Genomic DNA, 23,658 nt, shown 5'->3' with positions numbered 1-23,658 from the left:
CTTCTGACGTCTACCTTAATCACTTACATAGGAAAGGTCACTATCCGAGCAACCGCTCAAGGGATTGTCCTCTCATTGTCATGTATTTTCAGACATTCAAAGAGCCAAACTGCGCAACATTACACCGTTACCGGTGCTTTTCATATTCGGCTGGTACCATTTTATGGCACAACTATAGAGATGACGCGCAAGCCTGAAAGATGAAAAAGTGAGCTACATTCTCCTGATAGTCGGTCGCTATTTCTGATACAAAATCAGCGAGGTCGCGCCCAATACTCAGTCAATAAGAGTGAGTTTCCGGGCCGAGTCGCTCACTCGGCCCTTTCAGATACTCGACGCAGATCATTCATGAAGATGTGATGACCTTCATCTTCGCGAAAATTGACGGCTTTTAAAACTGGCCATACCTGTAAAACGCTCGGCACGCCTGTTTTTGAGCGCTTTAGATATCGAAGCCGGCTTCGCGAGCAAGTGTCGTGTTGGCTTGCAGCCAGCCTTCGATATGGCCGCAGTCGAACGTACGTCCGTGCATACGAAATGCCTGAACGGTTTGGCCCTCCTGCATGAGCCGGTCGATAGCGTCGGTGAGCTGAATCTCGTTGCCGGCACCTGGGGGTTGGTCGGCCAAAAGCTCCATGATACGGTACGGCAGAACGTAGCGGCCAATGACCGATAGCCGTGACGGCGCTTCCTCCGGCTTGGGCTTTTCGACTACACCGCGCATGTTGGCACTCTCCCCCGCATTGGGCTCGTCGCAATCGACGATACCGTAGCGATAGACCTCTTCCTGAGCCACGGCTTCAACCATGATTTGCGAGGCGCTCTGAGCGTTCCAGCGCTCGATCATGCTACCCAAATCGCACTCCTGGCTGCCCACCTGAGGCTTCACTAGAACGTCGGGCAAAATCACCGAGAAGGGCTCGCCTTCATCCAGTAAGTGGGCAGCGCAGTGAATGGCATGACCCAGCCCCTTGGCATTGGCTTGGCGTACGCTGGTAATTCTGAGTTTGGGCGGCGCGATGGCCGAAAGCGTTTCGAGTATCGCGTCCTTGCCTTTACTGGAAAGCGAGTACTCGAGCTCGAAGTGGGCATCGAAGTGGTCTTCGATGGCCGATTTTCCCGTGCGTGTCACCAGAATAATTTCATTGATGCCCGCCGCCAGTGCCTCCTCGACCACATGCTGAATCAACGGGCGGTCGACGACCGGTACCATCTCCTTGGGAATCGCCTTACTGATAGGCAATAGACGCGTCCCGAATCCTGCTACTGGAATGATGGCCTTACGCACCTGAGTCATCTAATCGTCCTTTTGAATACGGTTTTCGAAACGTTAAACCTTCTTTGAGTTGCCAACCTGTACCATGGACGCGCTTTTAATACCAATTGGCATCAATGGACCTGCTGGCTCAACCCTTCAGTACACTTGAGAGTAATGCCTGGGCGCTTTGAATCAACTCATCCAGATGCGTTGCGCTTTTGAAGCTTTCAGCGTAAATCTTGTAAAGCGACTCGGTGCCGCTGGGTCGTGCGGCGAACCAGCCGCTTTGCGTGGTCACCTTGATACCACCGATGGTAGCGCCATTACCCGGCGCCTCGAACAGCACCGCCGTAATCGCATCGCCGGCAAGGGTGTCGGCGGTCACGCTGCCCTTGGTCAGCTGCTTGAACGCGGCCTTCTCTTCCGCACTACAGGCGGTATCGAGGCGCTTATAGTGCGGGGTGCCCAAACGCTCGGTAAGTTCCGCATAATAAGCGCTCGGCGTTTTACCCGTCACCGCCAAAATTTCCGCAGCCAGCAGGCAAAGCGCGATGCCATCCTTGTCCGTCGACCAGGGCCGCCCCTCTCGGGTCAACAGGCTCGCACCCGCGCTCTCTTCGCCACCAAAACCCAGATAGCCCTTGTGTAGGCCATCGACGAACCATTTGAATCCCACCGGCACCTCAAAAAGCTCTCGCCCGTGAGACGCCACGACCCGGTCAATCATCGAAGACGACACCAGGGTTTTGCCAATTTTGAGCGCGCCCTCCCCATGACTCGGCCACTGCGGACGATAGCTCAGCAGATAGTCCACACAGACGGCCAAAAAGTGGTTGGGGTTCATCAGCCCGTTGGCATCGACGATACCGTGACGGTCGGCGTCCGGGTCGTTACCAAACGCGATATCGAAGCGGTCCTTGATCTCCAAAAGCTTCGCCATGGCCGCCGTGCTCGAACAGTCCATGCGGATCTTTCCATCATGGTCCGGCGGCATGAAGGAAAAGCTTTCATCCACGGTGGTATTCACTATCTCGAGATCGATAGCGAAGCGCTCGGCAATGACCTGCCACACCGGCAAGGCCGCGCCGCCCATGGGATCGGCACCCAGCTTGAGCCCCGCCTGCTCGATCGCGTCGATGTCGATCACCAGGGGCAGGTTGTCGACGTAAAGCTTTGTGAAATCGTACTCCGTAGCATGATCGAGCGCTTCTTCGAGCGAAACACGGGGTACATCGTCAAGGCGTGTCAGATAGTCGTTGGCACGCGCCTCGATCCAGCCGGTCGCGTCGGTGTCCGCTGGGCCACCGTGGTAGGGGTTGTACTTGATACCGCCATCTTCCGGCGGGTTGTGCGACGGCGTGATGATCAATCCATCCGCCCGGGGCGCATTGGTATCGGCGTTATGGTGCAAAATGGCATGGCTAACCAAGGGTGTAGCCGTGTAGCCCTTCTCTTTTTCTATATAAACAGTGACCTGATTGGCTGCCAACACCTGTAGCACACACTCCCAAGCCGGACGCGATAGCGCGTGAGTGTCGAGACCCAAAAAAAGCGGTCCCTGGTAGCCGGCATCACGCCGATAATCCACCACTGCCTGGGTGATCGCCCAGATATGCGCAGCGTTGAAGGTGCGATCCAAAGCGCGACCACGATGGCCGGAGGTGCCAAACGCTACGCGCTCGGCGGCCACTTTCGCGTCAGGAGTGTGGTTATAAAATGCCTCGACGATGACGTTTATTTGCGCCTTCCCGTTCATTTACTTGTCCATCCCTGAAAATAAAATGGCTCAAGATATTACTATAGAAACAGGCGTAGCTCTTCAAACGCTACACAAAATTCATTGAGGTAGCGTTCAAGACAAGTGATACGGAAGTCCGGAAAGTTAGCATTCAAAGCTACGGCACATGCCGTCTTTAATCGAATACAATTCCGGCCTTGAATCGTAGCTGACGAAAAGCGTTTAAACCGTCATCTAAAAGAGGTAGCGCGCACCGGTGATCCAGTACACGTTGTCGCTCGAGCTTCGAATGGCCGGCGAGTCCGCCTCAGAGACCTCGAGGAAGACATCGAAATTACTCGATAACGTGTAGTAGCTTGCCAGAGTCCAGGCGTTACTATCGTCCTGATTATCGCGCTCGACACGATAGACATCAGCGTTGAAAGCCCAGGCACCGGTAGTGAAGGTACCACCAAGGCCATAGGAGTCGAAGCCACCTCCATACTCACTGCTATCGCTTTGCGTTTCGACGCCCGCACGCGCGGTGAAGTTATCGCGCACGTCGTAAGAGCCGATCAATCCGTAAAGCGTTTCACCGTTGCCCCCCCCACGCACTTCATTTTCAACAGCGCCTAATCCAATAGAGAGCGGGCCTTGGCGAAAGCGTATACCTCCCTGAAAGGCAGTTTCGCTACCTGAAGGATTCTGCTCGGCAACTGTCATACCCCGGTCACCATAGTGTTTCACCTGAACGAAGCTGGTAAAGCCGTTGGTTTCGGGCGTGAAGTAGCCAATGGAATCGCCGCGGGATTGAAGCCCCGATGAGTTGAACAATAGACCTCGGTCGAGATAAACATCGAACGGCACTGAAACAAACTGGTAATAGAGGCTATTAAAATTACCGGCCAGCACCGTGCCAAAACGCTCGCTTTCCAGTCCGATATAGCTTTGACGTGTTTCTCTAAAAGCCTGCCCACGTATGCGCTCGTCACCGGCGAAGCGCCATTCCAGATGGCCAAATGCGGCCAGATCGGGATTAATCTGTTGGCGCATGCGAAAACCAAGGCGGGAATAAATATCCACGAATTCGGGATCGTTGTCGATGAAACGGCCTTGGCTGTCCTGGTCCGGCCCTCCGCCTGCTACCCCGATAGAGATACGTCCATAAACACTTAGCTGAGTGCCCTCTTCGTCATAAATAGTCGTTGTCGCCTTAGCCGCCCCTGCCAGCATAACGCCTGCGCCCATAAGCGCCGCCCTAAATACTGCTTTCACCTTCATTGCCCGCCCTTGCTCTTTTAATTAATAAAGCTCAAATAATGAAATAGCTACCAAAAGATATGTTACAACATAACAATAAAAAAGTAAATAAGATAATGATAACCATTACTAATAAATTCTGCTAAACAAATTAGTACAACCCATAAAAAAACCGGCTCCAAAAGGAGCCGGTTCTATTTGCTGCAGTATTACGTTCTAAATCGAATCTAAACCCGAGCTTAGAAGAAGTAACGTGCGCCTGTCAGCCAGTATACGTCGTCGGTCAGGTCGCCCAGATCGTCAACGAAGTTGTTGCGGTTAACGCGCGGCGCGTCTTCGTTAGCCACTTCAAGGAATACGTCGAAGTTGCTGGAAACGTTGTAGTAAGCGCCAGTCGCCCAGGAACGGCTGGTTTCAGCATCGTCACGATCGATGTTGTAGTAATCGACGTTGAATGCCCAAGGACCGGTAGTGAAAGTACCGCCGATACCAACGCTATCGTAGCCGCCACGGCCGATTGCCGCGTTGACATCTTCGTCACCGTTTTCACGGCCTTCATAACCAAGACGTGCAGAGAAGTTGTCGGTAAAGTCGTAGGAACCTACCAGACCGTAAAGCATTTCGTCGTTGCCGCCGTCGCCTTCTACGACGTCATCAACAAAACCAAGACCGATAGTGACCGGGCCCTGAGCGTAGCGAACACCACCTTGAGTGGCGAATTCACTGCTATCACTGCTGGTTTCACGGCCAGCCGGTGCGCCGGTGATCGGGTCAAAGAAGTAATCTTCGTCGATCAGGCCGCGCTCGCTGTAATGCTTGGCTTGCAAGAAAGCAGTGAAGCCTTCGAGATCAGGCGTGTAGTAACCAATGGAGTCGCCACGCGACTGCTTCGGGTGACCAGCGAAGCGGAAACCGCGGTCGATATAAACATCGAACGGCAGTGAAACGAACTGGTTATAGAAGCTGTCGAAGTTACCAGCTTGGAACGTACCGTACTGGTTGCTGGTCACACCCAGGTAAGCTTGACGGGTTTCAGAGAACGCGTCGAAGTCGTTGCCGTTACGTGTACCGGACTCGTCGGCACGGAAACGCCACTCGAGGCGACCGAAAGCAGTCAAGTCACGAGTAATTTCCTGGCTCAGACGGAAACCAAGACGTGAGAATACGTCAACGAATTCAGGATCGTTGTCGATTTTCAGACCAGCACCGTTGTACTCAGGGCCGCCGCCTGCAACGCCAAGCGCGATACGGCCGTACAGATCAACTTTGGTGCCGTCTTCGTCGTACACGGTAGCGGCTTGAGCGGCAGCAGAGGCGCTCAGAGCACCGATGACAGCAGTCGCTAAAAGTGTCTTTTTCATGAGGTAGGTTCCTTTACTAGCTTACTGTTTCGATCGTATCTGCCGGGCTTTTATAAGCCTGCAGGTTGGCCGATGGGTCATGCTCTTTTCTCATACACCGTGTAATTCGGTGGTATGCGGCATGTCCTCACTTGGGCCTTGTTATAGTCCAATGCTCGCAAATCAAACTCTATACCGGGATTCGAGGGAACGCAATAGAAAAAAACAGTGTTCTTTTACTATTTACGCTTTTTTATGGAACCCATGCAGCGTAAGCAGGTCTCAGCGGCCTTCGAATTTCTGCAGCAGCCCTTTTATCTTCTCTTCCATGCTGAGCGGTTTCATATCTTCATGTTTTTGAGGCGCATTGTTTGAAGAAGGTGTCTCTTTGTGAGGTTCTTCCGCGCGCTTTACCGGCTTTCGTTGTGTCTGATTCGGCCTACTGACGGCTTTATCACGTTCCTCACGGGCTTCCCTTTTGAAGGGCTTTTCACTGACGGGCTCCCGGCGCCGCTCACTTGCGTGTTGCGAGGCTTCCTTGTCCACCAGGCCGGCCGGCCGGCCATCCAGATCGACCCGCTCGGCGCCTTCGCGCATGGACTTCACATAGCGCGGCAGGTTGACGTAGTTGGCCAGCGCCCGGCGAATCAGCTTGCCTGACCAGCGCTCGCGTTCGGCCAAATCGTGATGAATACCTACCTTGAGCGGCTTTGTGTGGCCGGTAAAGAAAGCGTTGGGGTAGCGCTCGTACCACTGTTTCAAGAGCGCATGCGGAGAGGGAGGCGTAAGTGCTGCGGCAACCTCTTCGCTCTTTTGATCTCCGAGGTTGGCCGGACTGGTCTGTGCCTGAGCCTTAGCTACCGAAGAGTGAACACCTTCTTCACTTGAATCAGCGCCCAGTGCCGTCGAAGGACGTGGCGCTTGAGCCTCGACCGGCGGGTCTTCAGCGTTTTGCGCTAATGGCTCACTTTGAGAGCTTTCGAGTGACAAGCGCTGTTCACTAATCGTTTGTCTCAGCCGATCGTTCTCCTCGCGCAGCTGCTGGAGTTCGTGTTGGGTACGCGCCAAATGCGCTTCCAGTGATTCGATGAGTTCTTGTACGCTGGCGGCCATGGCGCCCTCCCTGGAGCTAATCAGTCGGCGGTGCGATCAAACACGACGAAATCGTAGTGAGGCTGCCCCTCGTGAGGCGTCCCCGCGACACGCTGTACCTCTTCGAACGTATTGGGCGGAAGCGCTGGAAAGTGGGTGTCACCTTCTACCTCTATATCCACCTCGGTAATATAAAGCCTTTGGGCGTAAGCCATGGCCTGACGATAGATCTCGCCGCCGCCCATCACCATGATCTCTTCTGCCGCCTCGATCGTGGCATGCTGGTCGGCCAGCGCCAGCGCGCTTTCAAGATCATGACAAACGCGTACGCCTTCGGCCTCGAAACTTTCGTCCCGGGTCACCACGATATTGAGCCGATTGGGCAAGGGCTTTCCAATCGAGGCGAACGTCTTGCGCCCCATGACCAATGGCTTTGCCTGGGTCTTACGTTTAAAGAATTTCAGATCTTCAGGCAAGTACCAGGGCAAATTGCCTTCAACGCCAATGACGCGGTTTTTGGCCATGGCGACGATCATGGCGACGGGTACCAAAGGTTCAACGTCGGTCGACTGGCTCATACGGCTACCTTCGCCTTGATGTGAGGATGGCTGGTGTAATCGTCGATACGGATATCGTCGAAGGTGAAATCAAAAAGGTCGGTGACGCTTGGGTTCAGCCAAAGTGCGGGCGGCGCGTAAGGCGCGCGCGCCAACTGCTCCTGCGCCTGCTCGAAGTGATTACTGTAAAGGTGGGCATCGCCCAGGGTGTGAATGAACTCCCCCGGCACCAACCCAGTTACCTGCGCGACCATACAGGTCAGCAGCGCGTAGCTTGCGATATTGAACGGCACGCCCAAGAAGATATCGGCGCTGCGCTGGTAAAGCTGACACGATAGCCGTCCGTTTGCCACGTAGAACTGAAACAGGCAGTGGCATGGCGGAAGCTTCATCTCATCCACCTGAGCCGGATTCCAGGCCGACACCACCAGCCGGCGAGACTGCGGGTTAGTGCGAATCTGCTCGAGCACATTGGCGATTTGATCGACACTTTCCCCGCCCTTGGGGTCGGGCCAGCTTCGCCACTGGTAGCCGTATACCGGCCCCAGATCGCCGTTTTCGTCGGCCCACTCGTCCCAGATGCGTACACCGTGCTCTTTCAAATAGCCGATGTTGGTATCGCCCTTGAGAAACCATAAAAGCTCATGAACGATGGAGCGCAAATGCAGCTTCTTGGTGGTAAGCAGCGGAAATCCCCGCGCCAGATCGAAGCGCATTTGATGACCGAACAGCGAACGGGTGCCCACGCCGGTGCGATCGCTTCGATCGACTCCCTGCTCCAGCACGGTACGCATCAATTCCAGATAGGGCTGTTCCAGCGCGCTAGAAGTGGCTTTCGGGTCGGTCGTTGCAGGCGTTGAAACGGTCACGGCGCATCCAGAGTTGCGGATTAAAAGTGCAGGTCAGTAAAGGCTGTATTCTAGGGCTGCAGCGTGCACCTGGCAACGCCGTTACTTTTGCAACACGTTTTAACCCGCTACTGGCCAAAGAGGGGCCGGCCGGTTTTGATTCAAACTCGCTTGTGGTGGCTTAAGCCGGGCGCCTTGTCAGGCGCCATCGCCCACTGAAGTGGGCTCCTACGGGGGCGACACACTGCCCTCGTTATGCACGGCATTCGGTATTCAAAACCGTAGGAGCAAGCGTTAGCTGGCGATCTGACGATAGAGGCACGTAGTCAGCGTTGCCGAGCTTGCCTGAGGTGGCTCTATCCGGGCGCCTTGCCAGGCGCCTTCGCCCACTGAAGTGGGCTCCTACGAGGGGTAATATGCTGCCCTAATACTGCATGGAGTTCAGAATGCAAATTGTAGGAGCAAGCGTTAGCTAGCGACCTATCGATAGAAGCACGTAGTCAGCGTCGCCGAGTTTGGTTCATCGCCCACTGAAATGGGCTCCTACCAGGGGGAAGGTGCCGCTCTCGGCTTTACGCGGTGCAAAAGTCACGCTGCTTTGGTATCTACCGGCTGGGTACGCGACCACGCCATGAACGCCAGGCCCAGCGCAATCATCGGTAGCGTCAAGAGCATGCCCATGGTCACCCAGCCAAAGGCAATGAAGCCGATGTGGGCGTCCGGCATGCGCACGAACTCGACCAGAAAGCGGAACACCCCGTAGCCCAGCAGAAAAAGCCCCGACACGAACCCGCGAGCGCGCGGCTTAGCCGACACCCACCAGAGAATCACGAACAGCACCAACCCTTCCAGCAACGCCTCGTAAAGCGCCGACGGGTGGCGTGGCTCGGGCCCCATGCCGGGAAACGGCATGCCCCAGGGCAGCGAGGTCAGCCGACCGGGCAGCTCGTGGTTGATGAAGTTACCGATGCGCCCGGCACCCAGCCCGATCGGCACGAGGGGGGCGATAAAATCGGTCAGGGTGAAAAAAGCCAACTGCTTGCGACGGGCGAACAGCCACGCCGCCAGCAGTACGCCGATCAGCCCACCGTGGAAACTCATCCCGCCATCCCAGACGCGAAACACCCAGAGCGGATCGGCGAGCCACTGATCGAGGCCGTAGAAAAGCGCATAACCCAAGCGCCCGCCGGCCACCACACCCACGGCGCAGTAAAACAGCAGATCGCTGATGTCATCGTTGGTCAGGCCGATACGCGCGGCGCGCTTGCAGCCCAGCCACCAGGCTGCGACGAAGCCCACCACGTACATCAAGCCGTACCAGTGAACCTGCAAGGGCCCAAGTGAAATCGCTACCGGGTCAATCGTGGGATAGTTGATCATCAAACGTCTCTAAGTAAGCAAACCGGAATCACCGAGGCCTCGCCTGGCTCGTTACGTCAACACGAAACGAAGCCCCACCACGGCCAACAGCAGCGCAAAGGATAACCGTAATACGCGCGCTGACAAGACGTGCGCCAGCTTAACGCCTACGCGGGCAAAAGGAACGCTGGCCACGATGATGCCGAAAAAGGCCGGCCACAGCACAAAGCCGGTGGACCAGGCCGGCAGCAGCGGGTTGCCCCACCCCACCACGATGAACGTGAGCGCTCCCACCAGCGCAATCGGCAGCCCGCAGGCCGCCGAGGTGCCCACGGCCTGGGTCATGGTCGCGCCGCAGCGCGAAAGCCAGGGCACGGTCATCGCCCCACCACCGATCCCGAACAGCGCCGATATTCCACCAACCACGACGCCCGCAACGGCCATGGCGCCTTTACCGGGCGCCACCGATCCGGGTTTGGGCTTAAGCCCAAGCGTCATTTTGGCGGCCAGCATCAGCACGAACATCCCGAACAGCGTGCCCAACACGGTGCCGGAAAGATTGCCGGCAATGAACACGCCACCGATAGCACCGAGCATCAATCCCGGCAGTAGCGTCATGAACCAGGGCCGATGAATGCTGCCCTTGCGGTAGTGGCCCAGCGCCGAGGAAGCGCCGGTCACGACGATCGTGGCAAGCGATGTCCCCACGGCCAGGTGCATGGCGATCTCCTGCGAGACGCCCTGCAGGTTGAACGCAAACACCAGCACGGGAACGATGATGATGCCTCCGCCCACACCGAAAAGCCCGGCCATCGTTCCGGCGGCGGCGCCAAGAGAGAGATACCCCAGTAGCGTGATCGCGATAGTCATATGAAGCGTTCTCAGCGATGGTTAAACGTGCAAACGTGCATGAGCGAAAGACGAGGCTCCGGAAACGCCCTGGAGCGCGGCCTCATTGAGGTATCACAGCGCGTCGCCCATGCCCGCCTAATGGTAACATCAAGGATCGTTTTGCGCGGGCGCGGTCAGGCGATGGGCCGGTTGACGAACGCGTCGTTTCTGATTCACACAAGGTATCGACCCCATGTGCCTACTCACCTTCGCCTGGTTTCCGGGCAGCGCTACGCCGCTGAAACTGGCCGGCAACCGCGACGAGTTTCACGCCCGCCCTACGGCACCGCTTCACTACTGGGAAGAGGCGCCCGGCCTTCTGGGCGGGCGCGACCTGAAAGCCGGCGGCACCTGGCTTGCGGCCAATGATCGGGGCGTGGTGGCCGCCCTGACCAACGTGCGCGAACCCGGAGCACCCCTGCCTCCACCAGCCCCCAGCCGCGGCGAGCTTATCGCGCGCGCGTTACGTGAAGATGATATCGAGGCCTGGCTCGAACGCCTGGTCAAGAAAGAGGCCACCCGCTTTGCCGGCTTCAACCTGCTGGTCGCCCAGGGTCGCTCGCTTTGGCATCTTCACCGGAGCGCCGCAAGGGTTTACCTCGAGCGCGTGGCCCCGGGCGTACACGGTCTCTCCAACGCAAGCCTCGATACCCCCTGGCCCAAGCTTTGTGCGGCGCGCAAGGCGCTAAAAGAGGCAAATGACGATTGGCAGAGCGCCACGAAACGGGCGCTGCACGACCCAACGCTTGCCCCGGACAGCGCCCTGCCGGATACCGGCATTGCGCTTGAACTCGAGCGCCGGCTTTCGGCGGCGTTCATCGTTGGCCAAGAGTACGGCACGCGCGCCACGAGCTGGCTAAGCCTGGAGGCTTCCGGGCGCGTTCAGATCACCGAGCAGCGCTTTGGCCCGATGGGTCGCTTTGAAGGCGAAACCACGCTCGCTCAGCCTCGCGCGCTAGCCTGACGTTTCGCTCAATCCCGGGGCGGCAGCAGATGACTCAACTGCCACTCGTCCATACGCAGGTTCAGGTGCTGATGCACCTGAGAGGGCGTATCCAGCGCCATGATTTCGCCGAGCAGCGTTTGCGCATCGCTAAACGGCACCCGGCGGATCGCCGCGCGCACTTTCGGCAGGCTCGGGGCGTTCATAGATAGACTCGAAAACCCCATGGCCATGAGCAAAAGCGCGCCGGCCGGGTCGCCTGCAAGCTCTCCACACAGCGAAATCGGCTTGTTCAAGCGCTTCGCGTCATGGGAGATCTCCTGAAGCGCCCCCAATAGCGCCGGGTGCAGCGCATCGTAAAGGCTCGATACCCGCGGATTGTTGCGATCCACCGCCAACAGGTACTGGGTCAGGTCATTGCTGCCTACCGAAAAGAAATCAACCCGCTTGGCCAGCGCATCCATCTGATAGATGGTCGCGGGTACTTCGATCATTACGCCCACCTTGGGCCGGGTCACCGCGATATCCTCTTCACCGAGCTCGAGGATGGCGCGGTCAAGAATCTTCAGCGCCTCATCGACTTCGTCGACATTAGTGATCATCGGGAACAGCACGTACAGGTTATCGATGCCCTGTGAAGCCTTGAGCATGGCGCGAAGCTGCACCATCAGCACTTCCGGGTGGTCCAGCGTCACCCGCATGCCGCGCCAGCCCAGAAATGGGTTGGCTTCGTCGATAGGGAAATAGGGAAGATCCTTGTCGCCGCCGATATCGAGGGTACGCATGACCACCGGCAGCGGCGCGAAGCCTTCGAGCTGCTCGCGGTACATGCGCATCTGCTCTTTCTCGCCGGGAAAGCGCTCGGCGATCATGAACGGCACCTCGGTGCGGTAAAGCCCGACCCCGCCGATCCGGCTTTTGAGCAGCCCGCTTGCGTCCACCGCCAGCCCCGTATTAACCATCAGCGGCACGTGATGGCCGTCCGGTGTTTCGCTGGGCAAATCCTGCTCGTGCTCGAGCAGCTCACTTAGCGCTTGCTCTTCGGCGATCAAATTCGCGTAGCGCGTCTTGAGCTCCGCAGATGGACGCACGAACATCCGCCCACGATGACCGTCCAGCACCACCGGCGCGCCGTTGAGCCGTGGCAGCGGTAAATCGACCATGCCCAGCACCGTGGGAATTCCCATGGCACGGGCCACGATCGCCACGTGCGACGTGCTCGAACCGCGCACCGATACCAGTCCCTTGAGCTTGCCCCGGGGCACCTCGCCGAGCATCGCCACGCTGATTTCGTCACCGACCAGAATGGCGTTGTCCGGGTAGGTTTCCGGGGTCGAGGGCGTATCCTGCTGCAGGTGAGAAAGCACCCGGCGCCCCAAATCGCGAATGTCAGCGGCCCGCTCGCGCAGGTAATCATCGTCGACGCGCTCGAGATACTGCACGTGGCGGCGCACCACGTCCGCCAGAGCCCCGGGGGCCCACTGGCCTTCGCGTATGCGCTTCTCGACCTCTTCGGAAAGTGCCGTTTCGCCCAGCATTTGCTGATAAACGTCAAAGAGCGCCAGCTCCTGGGCGGAAATGCGGCTCGCCAAACGCTCGGCGGCGGCGCGAATCTCACGGCGGGTTTGGGCGATCGCCTCCTTTAACCGGGCCACCTCGAAATCCTGGTCGCTGGGGATCAGATCCGGCACGCTGTTCAAGTCCGCCGGGGGACTAATGACCACCGCCTCGCCCATGGAAATGCCGGGCGATGCCGCCACGCCCTTGAACATCGCCTGCCCGCCGGGCAGCGCCGGGCGCGTCAGGTTGCCGGTGGCCAACGCGTGCGCCAGCACCCCCGCCAACTGCGCGGCCATGGTGACCAAAAAGGCTTCGTCTTCGTCGTCGTAACGGCGCTTTTCCGCCTGCTGCACCACCAGCACGCCCAGCATCAAGCGCTGATGGATGATGGGCACCCCCAAAAAGCTCGAGTAACGCTCCTCGCCGGTGGCCTCGAAATAGCGAAACTGGGCGTGGGCGCGGGCGTCTTCCAGGTTCAGCGGCTCACTGCGTTTAGCCACCAGCCCCACCAGCCCCTCGCCCAGCGGCAGCACGACCCGCCCCACTGCCTGGGTGCGCAGGCCGATGGTTTCCATCAACACAAGAGACTCAAGATCACGATCGAAAAGATAGAACGAGCAGACATCGGTCTGCATCGCCTTGCGAATACGGCGCACCATGGTAGACAGGGCCGCATCCAGCGTTCGCGCGCCATTTACCTCCTGAATGACGCGCCTCAATACCTCCAGCATGGATGCTTTAGAGTTCACTGTTGTTATCCTCGCTGAGAAGTGGGCAACACGGCGGCTCAGATTTTAAAGCGGGGCGCGATCAATGGCGCCCCACCTCTCGCTAATCGTCGCCCAGGGCCAGGCGCTGAACGCGTGGGGAAAGCTCGCGCAGCGCTCGCCGGTAGACTTCGCGCTTGAACGGCACTACCTGCCCCAAGGGGTACCAGTAGCTGACCCAGCGCCAGCCGTCGAATTCGGGTTTTGGCGTTGCCGTCATACAGATCCGGTTCTCCTGACACCGAATCCTGAGCAAAAACCACTTCTGCTTTTGACCGATACAGACCGGTCGCGAGTGGGTACGAATCATGCGTCGTGGCAGGCGGTAGCGCAGCCACCCCCGGGTGCAGGCGACAATGTCAACATCGTCGGCGGTCAGGCCGATCTCCTCAAACAGTTCACGATAGAGCGCTTGTTGTGGAGTTTCGCTTGCTTTAATGCCTCCCTGAGGGAACTGCCACGCATTTTGTCCTACCCGACGCGCCCAAAGCAGCTGCCCCTGGCCGTTGACAATGATGATGCCAACGTTGGGGCGAAAGCCGTCAGCGTCGATCACGGACTTCACCTTCTTGAATTTTCAGTTGTCCCCATTTTTCCACAAGGCAGACAAGCGTATCAATACAATATAACGCTCGCTGCCAATAACGCCTGCAATCCCGCCCGGGACGGTGGGCAAGGGAGAGGGTCTCTGACATAATTCGCCGCGCTTTACCCAGCCAACACTATTAGCACCACATAAATCACAAGGGGAACGCGGTGAGCTTGGCCATTTTCGATTTGGACAACACATTACTGTCGATTGACAGCGATCATGCCTGGGGCGAGTTCCTGCTGGAACAGGGCGCCGTGGACCCGGTCGCGTACCGCGAGGCCAACGACCGCTTCATGGCCGACTACGAAGCGGGCACACTCGATATGGCGGCATTTCTGGAAGTGGCGCTCAAGCCCTTAGCCGAACACTCCCCGGAGCAGCTAGCGACCTGGCACCAGCAGTTCATGGCCAGCAAGATCGAACCACACATTCTGGCCAAGGGCGAGGAGCTGCTTGCCCGCCACCGCACCCAGGGCGATACGCTGTTGATCATCACCGCCACCAACCGCTTCATCACCGGCCCAATCGCCGAGCGTTTGGGCGTGGATGCGCTGATCGCCGTCGAGCCCGAGAAGATCGACGGGCGCTACACCGGCAAGGTGACCGGCACCCCAAGCTACCGCGAAGGCAAGATCACCCGCCTGGAAGAGTGGTTAGAGACGCAGGATCACACCATGGAAGGCAGCTGGTTCTACAGCGACTCCCACAACGACCTGCCGCTGCTCGAACGCGTCGACAACCCGGTCGCCGTCGACCCGGACGATACGCTTCGCCGAGTCGCTAGAGAGCGCCAGTGGCGCATCATGAGCCTGCGAGACTAACGCCGGCAGCAAATGCAGGGCACTCACCGCAAAAGCAGGCTTCAGCTAGTAACTTTTAATGTATTGCTCAAATTTGGGAGGGCTGACGCCCTCCTTTCGCCCAATGAATTGGGCTCCTACGAAACGTATCCACCAATCCCGTAGGAGCAGGCGCTAGCCAGCGATCTCTCAACGGTGGCACCACACACTCGAGACGACTGGCGCCTTTCTTCGCCCAATGAATTGGGCTCCTACAAAACGTATCCACCAATCCCGTAGGAGCAGGCGCTAGCCAGCGATCTCTTAACGTTGGCACCACACTCTCGGAAAGGCTCATAGCTCTCTTCAATGAAATATCAGAACGCTACTGGAGTGAGCTCCTACGGAGAAATCTAAAAAAAACCCCGCAACCATGTGCGGGGTTTTGCTTAAAGCCGGGCGGTCCGATTAGCCGAGCAGGTGCTCGACGGCGGCGCGCTCTTCGCGCAGCTCTTTTTCGGTCGCCTGGATTTTCTCCTTGCTGAACTCGTCGAGTTCAAAGCCCTGGACGATTTCGTAGTTGCCACCCTTGCAGCGAACCGGGTAGGAGAAGATGATGCCTTCGTCGATGCCGTAGCTGCCGTCAGACGGGATCGCCATGCTGACGATGCCGTCAGTACCCAGCGCCCAGTCGCGCATGTGGTCGATGGCGGAAGACGCCGCAGACGCTGCAGAAGAGGCACCACGCGCCTTGATGATCGCCGCGCCGCGCTGTTGAACGGTCGGGATGAAGTCGTTTTCGTACCAGTCGCGCTCGACCAGATCACTGGCGGCCTTGCCGTCGACGGTGCACTGGGCGATATCCGGGTACTGGGTCGCGCTGTGGTTGCCCCAGATGACCATGTTTTCGATATCGGTCACGTGTTTACCGGTTTTCTGGGCCAGCTGCGTCAGCGCGCGGTTGTGATCCAAACGGGTCATGGCAGTGAACTGACCTTTATCGAGATCCGGCGCGTTGCAGGAGGCGATCAGCGCGTTGGTGTTGGCCGGGTTGCCGACGACCAGCACTTTCACGTTACGGCTGGCGTGGTCATTCAGCGCCTTGCCCTGAACCGAGAAGATCGCGGCGTTGGCTTCGAGCAGGTCCTTACGCTCCATGCCCGGGCCGCGCGGGCGGGCGCCGACGAGTAGGGCGAAGTCCGCGTCCTTGAACGCCACGTTCGGATCGTCAGAGGCGACGATGTCCTGCACCAGCGGAAAAGCGCAGTCGTTGACTTCCATCACCACGCCGTTGAGCGCGTCCATGGCCTGGGGAATTTCCAGTAGCTGGAGAATGACGGGTTGATCCGGTCCCAGCATGTCGCCGGCGGCGATACGGAAAATGAGTGAGTAGCTGATCTGGCCGGCACCGCCGGTAATCGCAATACGTACGGGATCTTTCATCACTGCTCCTTGGTTGATTCGCCTTGGGGTGGGTCGACAGAACTCAAGACGCCAAGATGGTATGCCCAGCGAGACAAAAACTCAATTAGACATGCGCCGCTCGCCCGCCTCTCCGCCTGCCAGCACTCGCTGCCGCGCCGCGAGTACGCTATGGTAAGAGCCAATTCCAACGCCTGTTTGATATCGAGACCGACCCTACCCATGCGACGAATTCCCTTCTCCTACGCGCTGGCGCTTTTATTCGTGCTGGCGCTGACCGTTTGGTTGGCGTTTGGCGATTTTCAGCGCTTTCAAAGTGCCCCGCCGGACGCCGCCGCCGAGCAAGACGTACAGGCGCCGCGGGTGGAAGTCACCCGCCAGCAAAGCACGCCTTACGTGCCGCAGGAAGTCTTCCAGGGCCAGCTCGAAGCGCGCCAGGAGGCGCTTTTGCGCGCCAACGTCGCGGGCTACGTGGTGGAGAAACCCGTCGCTCAGGGCGACGCGGTCAGATCGGGTGAGACGCTTTTAGTGTTGGACAACCAGGCCCTGCCGGAGCGCTTGCGCCAAGCCCGCGCCGAGCTCGCCGTGGCCGAAGCCGAGTACGCCGGCGCCCAGGATCTGCGCCAGCGCAATTTCATCTCCCAGCCGGACCTTCTGCGCCTGCAAAGCGGGGTCAGCGCCAGTACCGCGCAGGTGGCCCAGCTCGAACGTGAACTGGCCGACACCCGCCCCACCGCACCTTTTGCAGGCGTACTCGATCGCGTACAGGTCGAACTAGGCGATTTGCTCCAGCCGGGCGAAGAGTGGGGCCGGCTGATCGACGACCGCACGCTGACCGGAACGGCCTGGGTCTCCCAGCAGCAGATCAATCGGCTAAGCGTGGGACTGCCGGTCACTGCGCGGCTATTGAGCGGTGAGTCGCTCGAGGGCGAGGTGGCCTTTATCAGCAGCCGCGCCGAAGAGCAGACCCGTTCGTTCTACATGGAAGTGACGCTGGACAACCCCGAGCGCAAGCGGCTGGCCGGCAGCAGCGCCGAGTTCACCCTGACCCTGCCGCCGCGCCAGGCCCACGCACTGTCGCCGGCGCTTTTGAGCCTGGACGACAACGGCGAACTCTCGGTCAAGCATCTGGGGGAAAACGACACCGTCGTACAGACGCCGGTGACGCTGCTCAGTGCCACGCTACAAAGCGCTTTTGTGGCGGGGCTACCCGAGACGCTGGAGCTGATCACGCTGGGCGCCGGGCTGGTCGAGCCGGGCGAAACGGTCACGCCAGTGCGCGTGGAGGATACCGACCAACGCACGCCGGCCACCGGCACCATCGCGGCGGGTTCCTGAATGCGCACGCTGATTCATGCCGCGCTCACCCATACCCGCACCACGCTGCTACTGCTGATGGGGCTGCTCCTTGCGGGCGTCACGGCCTGGCAGGTGATTCCCAAGGAAGCGAACCCGGACGTTACCATTCCGCTGATCTACGTCTCGCTGACGCTTGAGGGCGTCAGCCCCGAGGACGGCGAGCGGCTGCTGGTACGCCCCATGGAGCAGGAGCTTCGCGGCATCGAAGGGCTGCGCAAGTTCACCGCGCAGTCCAGCGAAGGCCACGCCTCGGTGACGCTGGAGTTCGACCCGGGCTTCGACCCGAATACGGCGCTTTCGGACGTGCGCGAGCGGGTCGATATCGCCCGGGCGGAAATACCGGAGGAAGCTGACGAGCCGCGCGTCATGGAGGTCAACGTTTCCGAGTTTCCGGTGCTCAGCATCGGGCTTTCCGGTCAGCTCGACACCCGTGAGCGTATTGCCATTGCAAGGCGGCTCAAGGAAGAGATCGAAGGTGTGGCCAACGTGCTCGAAGTCGAGATCGCCGGCGAGCAGGAGGATCTACTGGAGATCGTGGTCGACCCGCTGGTGCTGGAGAGCTACGGCATCGATTTCGACGCGCTGTTCAACCAGGTCTCGCGCAATAACCGGCTGGTGGCGGCGGGCAGCCTCGATACCGGCGCCGGACGGCTGGCGCTCAAGGTGCCCGGCGTGATCACCTCGCTCGAAGACGTCATGAACATGCCGGTCAAGATCGACGGCGACCGGGTCGTGACCTTTGGCGACGTCTCCTGGATTCACCCCACGTTCAAGGACCCGACGGGCTTTGCACGCATCGACGGCGAGCCCGCGGTGGTGCTGGAAGTTTCCAAGCGCGCCGGCGCCAACATCATCGAAACCATCGATGCGGTGCGCGAGCGCTTCGACCAGGCGAGTGAGTTCTTACCCGAGCAGCTCCACGTGACCACCATTCTGGACGAGTCGGCCACCGTCGCCGACATGCTCTCGGAGCTTTTGAACAACGTCCTGACCGCCGTGGTGCTGGTGTTGATCGTGGTGGTCGCCGTCATGGGGCTGCGCATGGCGCTGCTGGTGGGGCTAACCATTCCCGGGGCGTTTTTGACCGGCATCATGCTGGTGTGGGCGTTCGGGTTCACGCTCAACATCGTGGTGCTGTTTGCGCTGATTCTGGTGGCGGGCATGCTGGTGGATGGTGCCATCGTGGTCAGCGAGTTGGCGGATCGTTACCTGCGCGAGGGCAAGGCGCCGTTCGATGCCTGGCTCGATGCCGCCTCCAGAATGAGCTGGCCGGTCATCGCCTCGACGGCCACCACGCTTGCGGTCTTTCTGCCGCTGCTGTTCTGGCCAGGCGTAGTGGGCCAGTTCATGAAATACTTGCCCGCCACGGTGATCCTTTGCCTGCTGGCATCGCTTGCCATGGCGCTCATCTTTCTCCCCACGCTTGGCCGCCTTTTTACCCGGCAGGTGAGCGACCCGGCCAGCCAAACCGCCGCGCTTGGGCAAACGACCGCGCTTGGCCGCGGCTACCGGCGCGTGCTGTCGAGGCTTCTCGCGCGCCCGGGCTGGGTGCTGGCGCTGGCGCTACTCGTCATCGCGCTTTTATACACCGGCTATGCTCGCTTCAATCATGGCGTCGACTTCTTCCCCAACGTCGAGCCGGACAGCGCTCAGGTACTGGTGCACGCGCGGGGCGACTTCTCAGTGCATGAAGCGGATGCGATTCTTCAGCGCGTGGAAGCGCGCCTTGGCACCATGAGCGAAGTCGAAGCGCTCTACGCGCGCTCGTTCGTGGCCGATGATCAGATGGGCGACGACGTGGTCGGCGTGCTGCAGTTCCAGTTCATCGACTGGTACGCGCGCCGCCCGGCGCGCACCATTTTGAACGAAATGGCCGAGCGCACCCGCGACCTCCCCGGCATTACGCTGGAGTTCCAGGAGCAGGAACAGGGCCCCGGCGGCGGCAAGCCTATCGTGCTCGAGATCAGCGCCGCCGACCCGGATATCGCCGATGCGGGGGTGGACCAGCTACGTGAGCTGATGCAGCGCCTGGGCGGCTTCACCGATATTCAGGATAACCGCAGCCTGCCAGGCGTGGAGTGGCAGATCGACGTGGACCGCGAAGCCGCCGCGCGTATGGGCACCGACATCACCACCATCGGCAGCGCCGTACAGCTGCTGACGACCGGCCTTCAGGTCGCAAGCTACCGCCCACCGACGGTCAGCGACGAGGTGGACATTCGCCTGCGCATGCCGGAGCGCTACCGCACGCTGGACCAGCTCGGTCGCCTGAGTATCAACACCCAGCGCGGTCAGGTGCCCATCTCGAATTTCGTGACGATTTCTCCGGCGCCGAAGGTAGGCACGCTCAACCGGATCGACGGCCGCCGCGCCATCACGCTGGAGGCGGATCTGGCGCCGGGCTACCTCGCCGACGAGCGCCTGGGCGCGCTGATGAACGAGGCCCAGAATGAGCTGCCGGAGGGCTTGATGGTCAATGTGGCCGGGGAGCAGGAAGACCAGCAGGAGTCGATGCAGTTTCTCGTGAGCGCGTTTCTCGTGGCCATCGGCCTGATGGCGCTGATCATGGTGACCCAGTTCAACAGCTACTACCAGGCCGCGCTGGTGCTCTCCGCGATCGTCTTCTCCACCGCGGGCGTACTGATGGGGCTTCTGATCACCGGCCAGGCCTTCGGCATCGTCATGGTCGGCATGGGCGTGATCGCCCTCGCCGGCATCGTGGTGAACAACAATATCGTGTTGATCGATACCTACAATGAGCTGCGCGGCCAGGGCATGGCCCCCGGTGAGGCGGCGCTGGAGGCGGGCTGCTTGCGTCTGCGCCCGGTACTGCTCACGGCGATCACCACGGTACTCGGGCTTTTACCGATGGTGCTGGGCATCAACGTCAACCTTTTCGCCCCGGCGCTTGGGTTCAACGCGCCCTCGGCTCAGTGGTGGACGCAGATGTCGAGCGCGATCGCCGGCGGGCTCACCTTCGCCACCCTGCTCACCCTGTTCTTGACCCCCTGCATGCTGGTCATCGGCGGCCGGCTGCGCAAGCGGGATCAAAGGGCGTAAGCGGTCAGTGTGATGCGCTTGGACAAAGACTAGAGAGAGCAGGCACTACGGGGCAGCGCCTGTAAACAGAAGGGTCGGGCCGTTAACGGCCCTCAGGCATTTTGCGGGCTGTGGGCGGCGTGCATGCGCGCAATGAGCTGATCTTCCAGCGCAAAACGCTCTGTAAGCCCCTTGGCCAGGCGGTCGAGCCAGGCGGGTAACCGGTTGAGATTCGTCTGGCAGTGCTCGACGGTGGTGAAGTCTTCATCGAATTCCAGCACCATGGCAGTCGACATTTCCAGACGCTCCAGCAGCTTGCTGGCGATTTCCAGGGCGCTATCGTCCTCGAAAGCCTTGGCTTCGCGGGCAAGCTCCGGGTAAATCTCAAAATGACCGGCACTGATGTAATCCATCAATAGCTCGCTGAACGTGTCGATGCGCGGCTTGCTGACCGCCTCGAGTTCCGAGTCGCACGCTTCCTTTAGCTCGATGAAACTGATCAAAAAGGTTCTGCGCTGCTCCAGCCAACGATCGATCAGGCTGTGCACTCCGCCCCATCGCTCCTGGGCATTCTTGCAATTCTCCAGCATGGCGTTCTCCTTGCCCGTAGCCATTGAGTCAGATCTAGAGACTCACCTTTCCTACAAGGCAAGTCAATCACGCTGCGTAGTAATTTCATCCCCCAGCACCCATCAATAAAATGGTGCTCAAAAGCCATTTTAACGCTTATAGGCCAGCCACAGCATGCGCAGCGGCGCGATGGCGAGGATCAGAAAGCCGATGAGCGTCCAGGCAGGTAGCGATAGCCCCAAAAAGGTGAAGTCGATATTGGCACACTCGCCGGAGCCGGTGAGCACCATAGAGACGACCTCCCGCATTGGCAGAATGTCCATCATGTAGTCGAGCCCCGGCCCGCAGGAGGGCACTTCACTGGGCGGAAGCGTTTGAAGCCAAACGTGGCGCCCGGCGATGAACGTCCCGGTACCCACGGCGGCAAGCCCCAGCACGCCGTACACGCTTTTGCCTACCGCGCCTTTCGGGTTGTGTAGCGCCGCCAGCAGCAGCACTAGCCCCGCGGCGATCACCGCCACCCGCTGAAAAATGCACAGTGGGCAGGGCTCGAGCCCCGCCACGTGCTCCAGCATCAGCGCCACGGTCATCATGAGTACGCAAAAAGCCACACCGGCCCAGGCAGTGGGCCGAATGAAGGTGGGGGTCATTCCAGTTCCTCGGAGGTGATGGACGAAAAGCTTCGCATTTCACGGGCTTTGGTGAAGTAGTGATCGATGAAGTCGCTAAAGGGTTCGGTGTCAGCGGCTTCGATATCGCGCTGCTGCTGGTGCGAGGTCTCGATCAACTGATCCAGCAGCGCTTCGCGCGAGCGCAGCATGCGGCTCGAATCCAGCGCCTGTTTCTGCTCTTTTGCGAGTGCCAGCAGCGTATCGCTGAGAGAGCCGCTACCCTCTTTCAAGCGCGCTAAAAGCTGGCCTGACGGCGTGAGCTCGGGGTTTTGCAGCCGGGGTGCCAGCGCATCCAGCGCGGCCTGATGCGGGGCGTTTTCCTCCACCGCGTCGAGCAGGCGGGCTACCTCGCCCATCTCGGCGAAAATCTGCTCGCCCCAGGCGGGTAAAGAAATCGCTTCCCCATCGCGCGTCAGCGTTAGCGCCGGGTCGCGGCCGCGCTCGACCACCAGCCGGCGGTTATCGTCAAGGCGGTCGCACTCTTCGTCGGAAATCCAAGGGCTGTCGCTGAGCAAACACCACAGCAGGAACACGTCGACGAAGCGCATCTGGTCTTCGGTCACGCCGAGGGCATCGAAGGGGTTCAAATCCAGACAGCGCACCTCGATGTACTCGACACCGCGCGCTTCGAGCGCCTGGCTCGGCGTTTCGTTGTGTTTGGCCACCCGCTTGGGGCGTATATCGCTGTAGTACTCGTTCTCGATCTGCAGGATATTGGCATTGAGCTGGCGCCAGTCGCCGTCGACGTTCACGCCAAGCTTTTCGTAGTCCGGCCAGGGCGAGGAGATCGCGTGGCGCAGCGTATTGACGTAGTTCGACAGCGAGTTGAAGCAGATCTTGAGCTGCTCCTGCACCTTGTTCTGGTAGCCCAGGTCCGACATTCGAAGCGTCGTGGCGTACTCGGCGAAATAGGTATCGTCGCCGAGCGGAGCCAGCTTCTCCGGTACCTTGCCCTCCGGCAGAAAGCTCTTGTCGACCGCCGGCGATGCGCCGAACAGGTACAAGAGCAGCCAGCTGTGGCGGCGGAAGTGGCGGATCATGCCGAAGTAGCGCGTCGAGCGGTAGTCGTTGAACGGAATGTTCGTCGCTTTCTCGAGCTCGCGCAGCGCGTGCCACATGTCCTCGGGCAGCGACACGTTGTAGTGCACGCCGGCAATAGCCTGCATGATACGCCCGTAGCGCACATCGAGGCCCTTGCGATAGACATGCTTCATCGTGCCGACGTTCGAGGTGCCGTAATCGGCAATGGGGACGCTGTCGTTACCCGAGAGCCTGGACGGCATGCTGCCCGGCCAGATCCATTCGTCGTCCAGATGCTGGTAGGTAAAGGTATGCAGATCGGATAAGAACGCCAGCGCCTCACGCGGCTCGGTATAGACCGGCGTGATGTACTCCAGAAGCGATTCGGAGTAGTCGGTGGTGATGTGCGGGTGGGTCAGCTTCGAGCCAAGCCCGGCCGGGTGCGGCGTCTGGGCGATATGACCCGCTTTGTCGACCCGCAGCCCTTCTTTTTCCAGTCCACGCCGCAGCCGCCCCAACCGGCCCAAACGTGCGCTTGGCAGCAGGCGCTCGATCTGGGCGGTCAGCGAGGTAGGCACAGTGAGTGGCTCAGCCAAAACGAACACTCCTTGTCA

At 59.7% G+C, this 23,658-nt stretch carries 19 protein-coding genes; 4 read left to right on the top strand and 15 right to left on the bottom strand.

Features of this window, described 5'->3' with window-relative positions:
• Window positions 1-442 precede the first annotated feature (442 nt).
• The 9 genes from RN347_RS06255 to RN347_RS06215 form a co-directional block, all read right to left on the bottom strand.
• Complete coding sequence (locus tag RN347_RS06255; RefSeq protein WP_263584454.1) at window positions 443-1,297, bottom strand: UTP--glucose-1-phosphate uridylyltransferase; 855 nt, start codon at window positions 1,295-1,297, stop codon at window positions 443-445.
• A gap of 109 nt (window positions 1,298-1,406) precedes the next feature.
• Entirely contained in the window at window positions 1,407-3,014 is a 1,608-nt protein-coding gene (gene pgm / locus RN347_RS06250; RefSeq protein ID WP_409365773.1) for a phosphoglucomutase (alpha-D-glucose-1,6-bisphosphate-dependent), read from the bottom strand.
• 216 nt (window positions 3,015-3,230) lie between these two features.
• The gene (locus tag RN347_RS06245; protein ID WP_311960567.1) at window positions 3,231-4,256 is read right to left on the bottom strand and encodes a porin; all 1,026 of its coding nucleotides are present in this window, start codon (window positions 4,254-4,256) and stop codon (window positions 3,231-3,233) included.
• Between the two features lie 218 nt (window positions 4,257-4,474).
• Window positions 4,475-5,596: a porin gene (locus RN347_RS06240; RefSeq protein ID WP_263584456.1), complete on the bottom strand. Its 1,122-nt coding sequence runs from the start codon at window positions 5,594-5,596 to the stop codon at window positions 4,475-4,477.
• A gap of 261 nt (window positions 5,597-5,857) precedes the next feature.
• A complete protein-coding gene (locus RN347_RS06235) occupies window positions 5,858-6,688 on the bottom strand; it encodes a ProQ/FINO family protein (RefSeq protein WP_311960566.1) in 831 nt (276 codons plus the stop codon).
• A 20-nt stretch (window positions 6,689-6,708) separates the two neighbouring features.
• The gene (locus RN347_RS06230) at window positions 6,709-7,245 is read right to left on the bottom strand and encodes a dihydrofolate reductase (protein ID WP_263584458.1); all 537 of its coding nucleotides are present in this window, start codon (window positions 7,243-7,245) and stop codon (window positions 6,709-6,711) included.
• Window positions 7,242-8,018, bottom strand: a complete 777-nt coding sequence (locus RN347_RS06225; protein WP_311960824.1) for a thymidylate synthase — start codon at window positions 8,016-8,018, stop codon at window positions 7,242-7,244. The genes RN347_RS06230 and RN347_RS06225 overlap by 4 nt, the downstream gene beginning before the upstream one ends.
• 642 nt (window positions 8,019-8,660) lie before the next feature.
• A complete protein-coding gene (gene lgt / locus RN347_RS06220; protein WP_263584459.1) occupies window positions 8,661-9,452 on the bottom strand; it encodes a prolipoprotein diacylglyceryl transferase in 792 nt (263 codons plus the stop codon).
• 51 nt (window positions 9,453-9,503) lie between these two features.
• Window positions 9,504-10,301 carry a sulfite exporter TauE/SafE family protein gene (locus RN347_RS06215; RefSeq protein WP_311960565.1) on the bottom strand — a complete coding sequence of 266 codons (798 nt, stop codon included), beginning with the start codon at window positions 10,299-10,301 and terminating at the stop codon, window positions 9,504-9,506.
• Window positions 10,302-10,515: 214 nt separating this feature from the next.
• Here RN347_RS06215 and RN347_RS06210 point away from each other — a divergent pair, with 214 nt between their 5' ends.
• A complete protein-coding gene (locus RN347_RS06210; RefSeq protein ID WP_311960564.1) occupies window positions 10,516-11,286 on the top strand; it encodes an NRDE family protein in 771 nt (256 codons plus the stop codon).
• 8 nt (window positions 11,287-11,294) lie between these two features.
• Here the strand turns inward: RN347_RS06210 and ptsP are convergent, their stop codons facing one another.
• Together ptsP and RN347_RS06200 are read right to left on the bottom strand one after the other, a co-directional pair.
• The gene (ptsP, locus tag RN347_RS06205) at window positions 11,295-13,556 is read right to left on the bottom strand and encodes a phosphoenolpyruvate--protein phosphotransferase (RefSeq protein WP_311960823.1); all 2,262 of its coding nucleotides are present in this window, start codon (window positions 13,554-13,556) and stop codon (window positions 11,295-11,297) included.
• 100 nt (window positions 13,557-13,656) lie between these two features.
• Window positions 13,657-14,148 (bottom strand): RNA pyrophosphohydrolase, encoded by a 492-nt coding sequence (locus RN347_RS06200; RefSeq protein WP_263584462.1) that lies wholly within the window; start codon window positions 14,146-14,148, stop codon window positions 13,657-13,659.
• A 200-nt stretch (window positions 14,149-14,348) separates the two neighbouring features.
• On the opposite strand from RN347_RS06200, the gene RN347_RS06195 reads away from it, so the two are divergent.
• Window positions 14,349-15,005: an HAD family hydrolase gene (locus RN347_RS06195; RefSeq protein ID WP_311960563.1), complete on the top strand. Its 657-nt coding sequence runs from the start codon at window positions 14,349-14,351 to the stop codon at window positions 15,003-15,005.
• Window positions 15,006-15,431: 426 nt separating this feature from the next.
• Here the strand turns inward: RN347_RS06195 and RN347_RS06190 are convergent, their stop codons facing one another.
• Window positions 15,432-16,406, bottom strand: coding sequence for a malate dehydrogenase (locus RN347_RS06190; protein WP_311960562.1), 975 nt, complete (start codon window positions 16,404-16,406; stop codon window positions 15,432-15,434).
• A 201-nt stretch (window positions 16,407-16,607) separates the two neighbouring features.
• On the opposite strand from RN347_RS06190, the gene RN347_RS06185 reads away from it, so the two are divergent.
• Both RN347_RS06185 and RN347_RS06180 read left to right on the top strand, forming a co-directional pair.
• Window positions 16,608-17,723, top strand: coding sequence for an efflux RND transporter periplasmic adaptor subunit (locus RN347_RS06185; protein WP_311960561.1), 1,116 nt, complete (start codon window positions 16,608-16,610; stop codon window positions 17,721-17,723).
• Entirely contained in the window at window positions 17,724-20,804 is a 3,081-nt protein-coding gene (locus RN347_RS06180) for an efflux RND transporter permease subunit (RefSeq protein WP_311960560.1), read from the top strand. It abuts the gene before it with no gap.
• A gap of 92 nt (window positions 20,805-20,896) precedes the next feature.
• Here the strand turns inward: RN347_RS06180 and rsd are convergent, their stop codons facing one another.
• From rsd to gshA, 3 genes are all read right to left on the bottom strand, one after another.
• Window positions 20,897-21,373 (bottom strand): sigma D regulator, encoded by a 477-nt coding sequence (gene rsd / locus RN347_RS06175; protein WP_311960559.1) that lies wholly within the window; start codon window positions 21,371-21,373, stop codon window positions 20,897-20,899.
• A 129-nt stretch (window positions 21,374-21,502) separates the two neighbouring features.
• Window positions 21,503-22,003, bottom strand: coding sequence for a disulfide bond formation protein B (locus tag RN347_RS06170; protein ID WP_311960558.1), 501 nt, complete (start codon window positions 22,001-22,003; stop codon window positions 21,503-21,505).
• A complete protein-coding gene (gene gshA, locus RN347_RS06165) occupies window positions 22,000-23,640 on the bottom strand; it encodes a glutamate--cysteine ligase (protein ID WP_311960557.1) in 1,641 nt (546 codons plus the stop codon). Before gshA ends, RN347_RS06170 begins: the two co-directional genes overlap by 4 nt.
• Window positions 23,641-23,658 lie beyond the last annotated feature (18 nt).

The organism is Halomonas sp. PAMB 3264 (assembly GCF_031954245.1).
GTDB lineage: Bacteria > Pseudomonadota > Gammaproteobacteria > Pseudomonadales > Halomonadaceae > Vreelandella.
The sequence above is the reverse complement of the archived record's forward strand: the minus strand, read 5'-3'. Positions and strand labels throughout refer to the sequence as shown.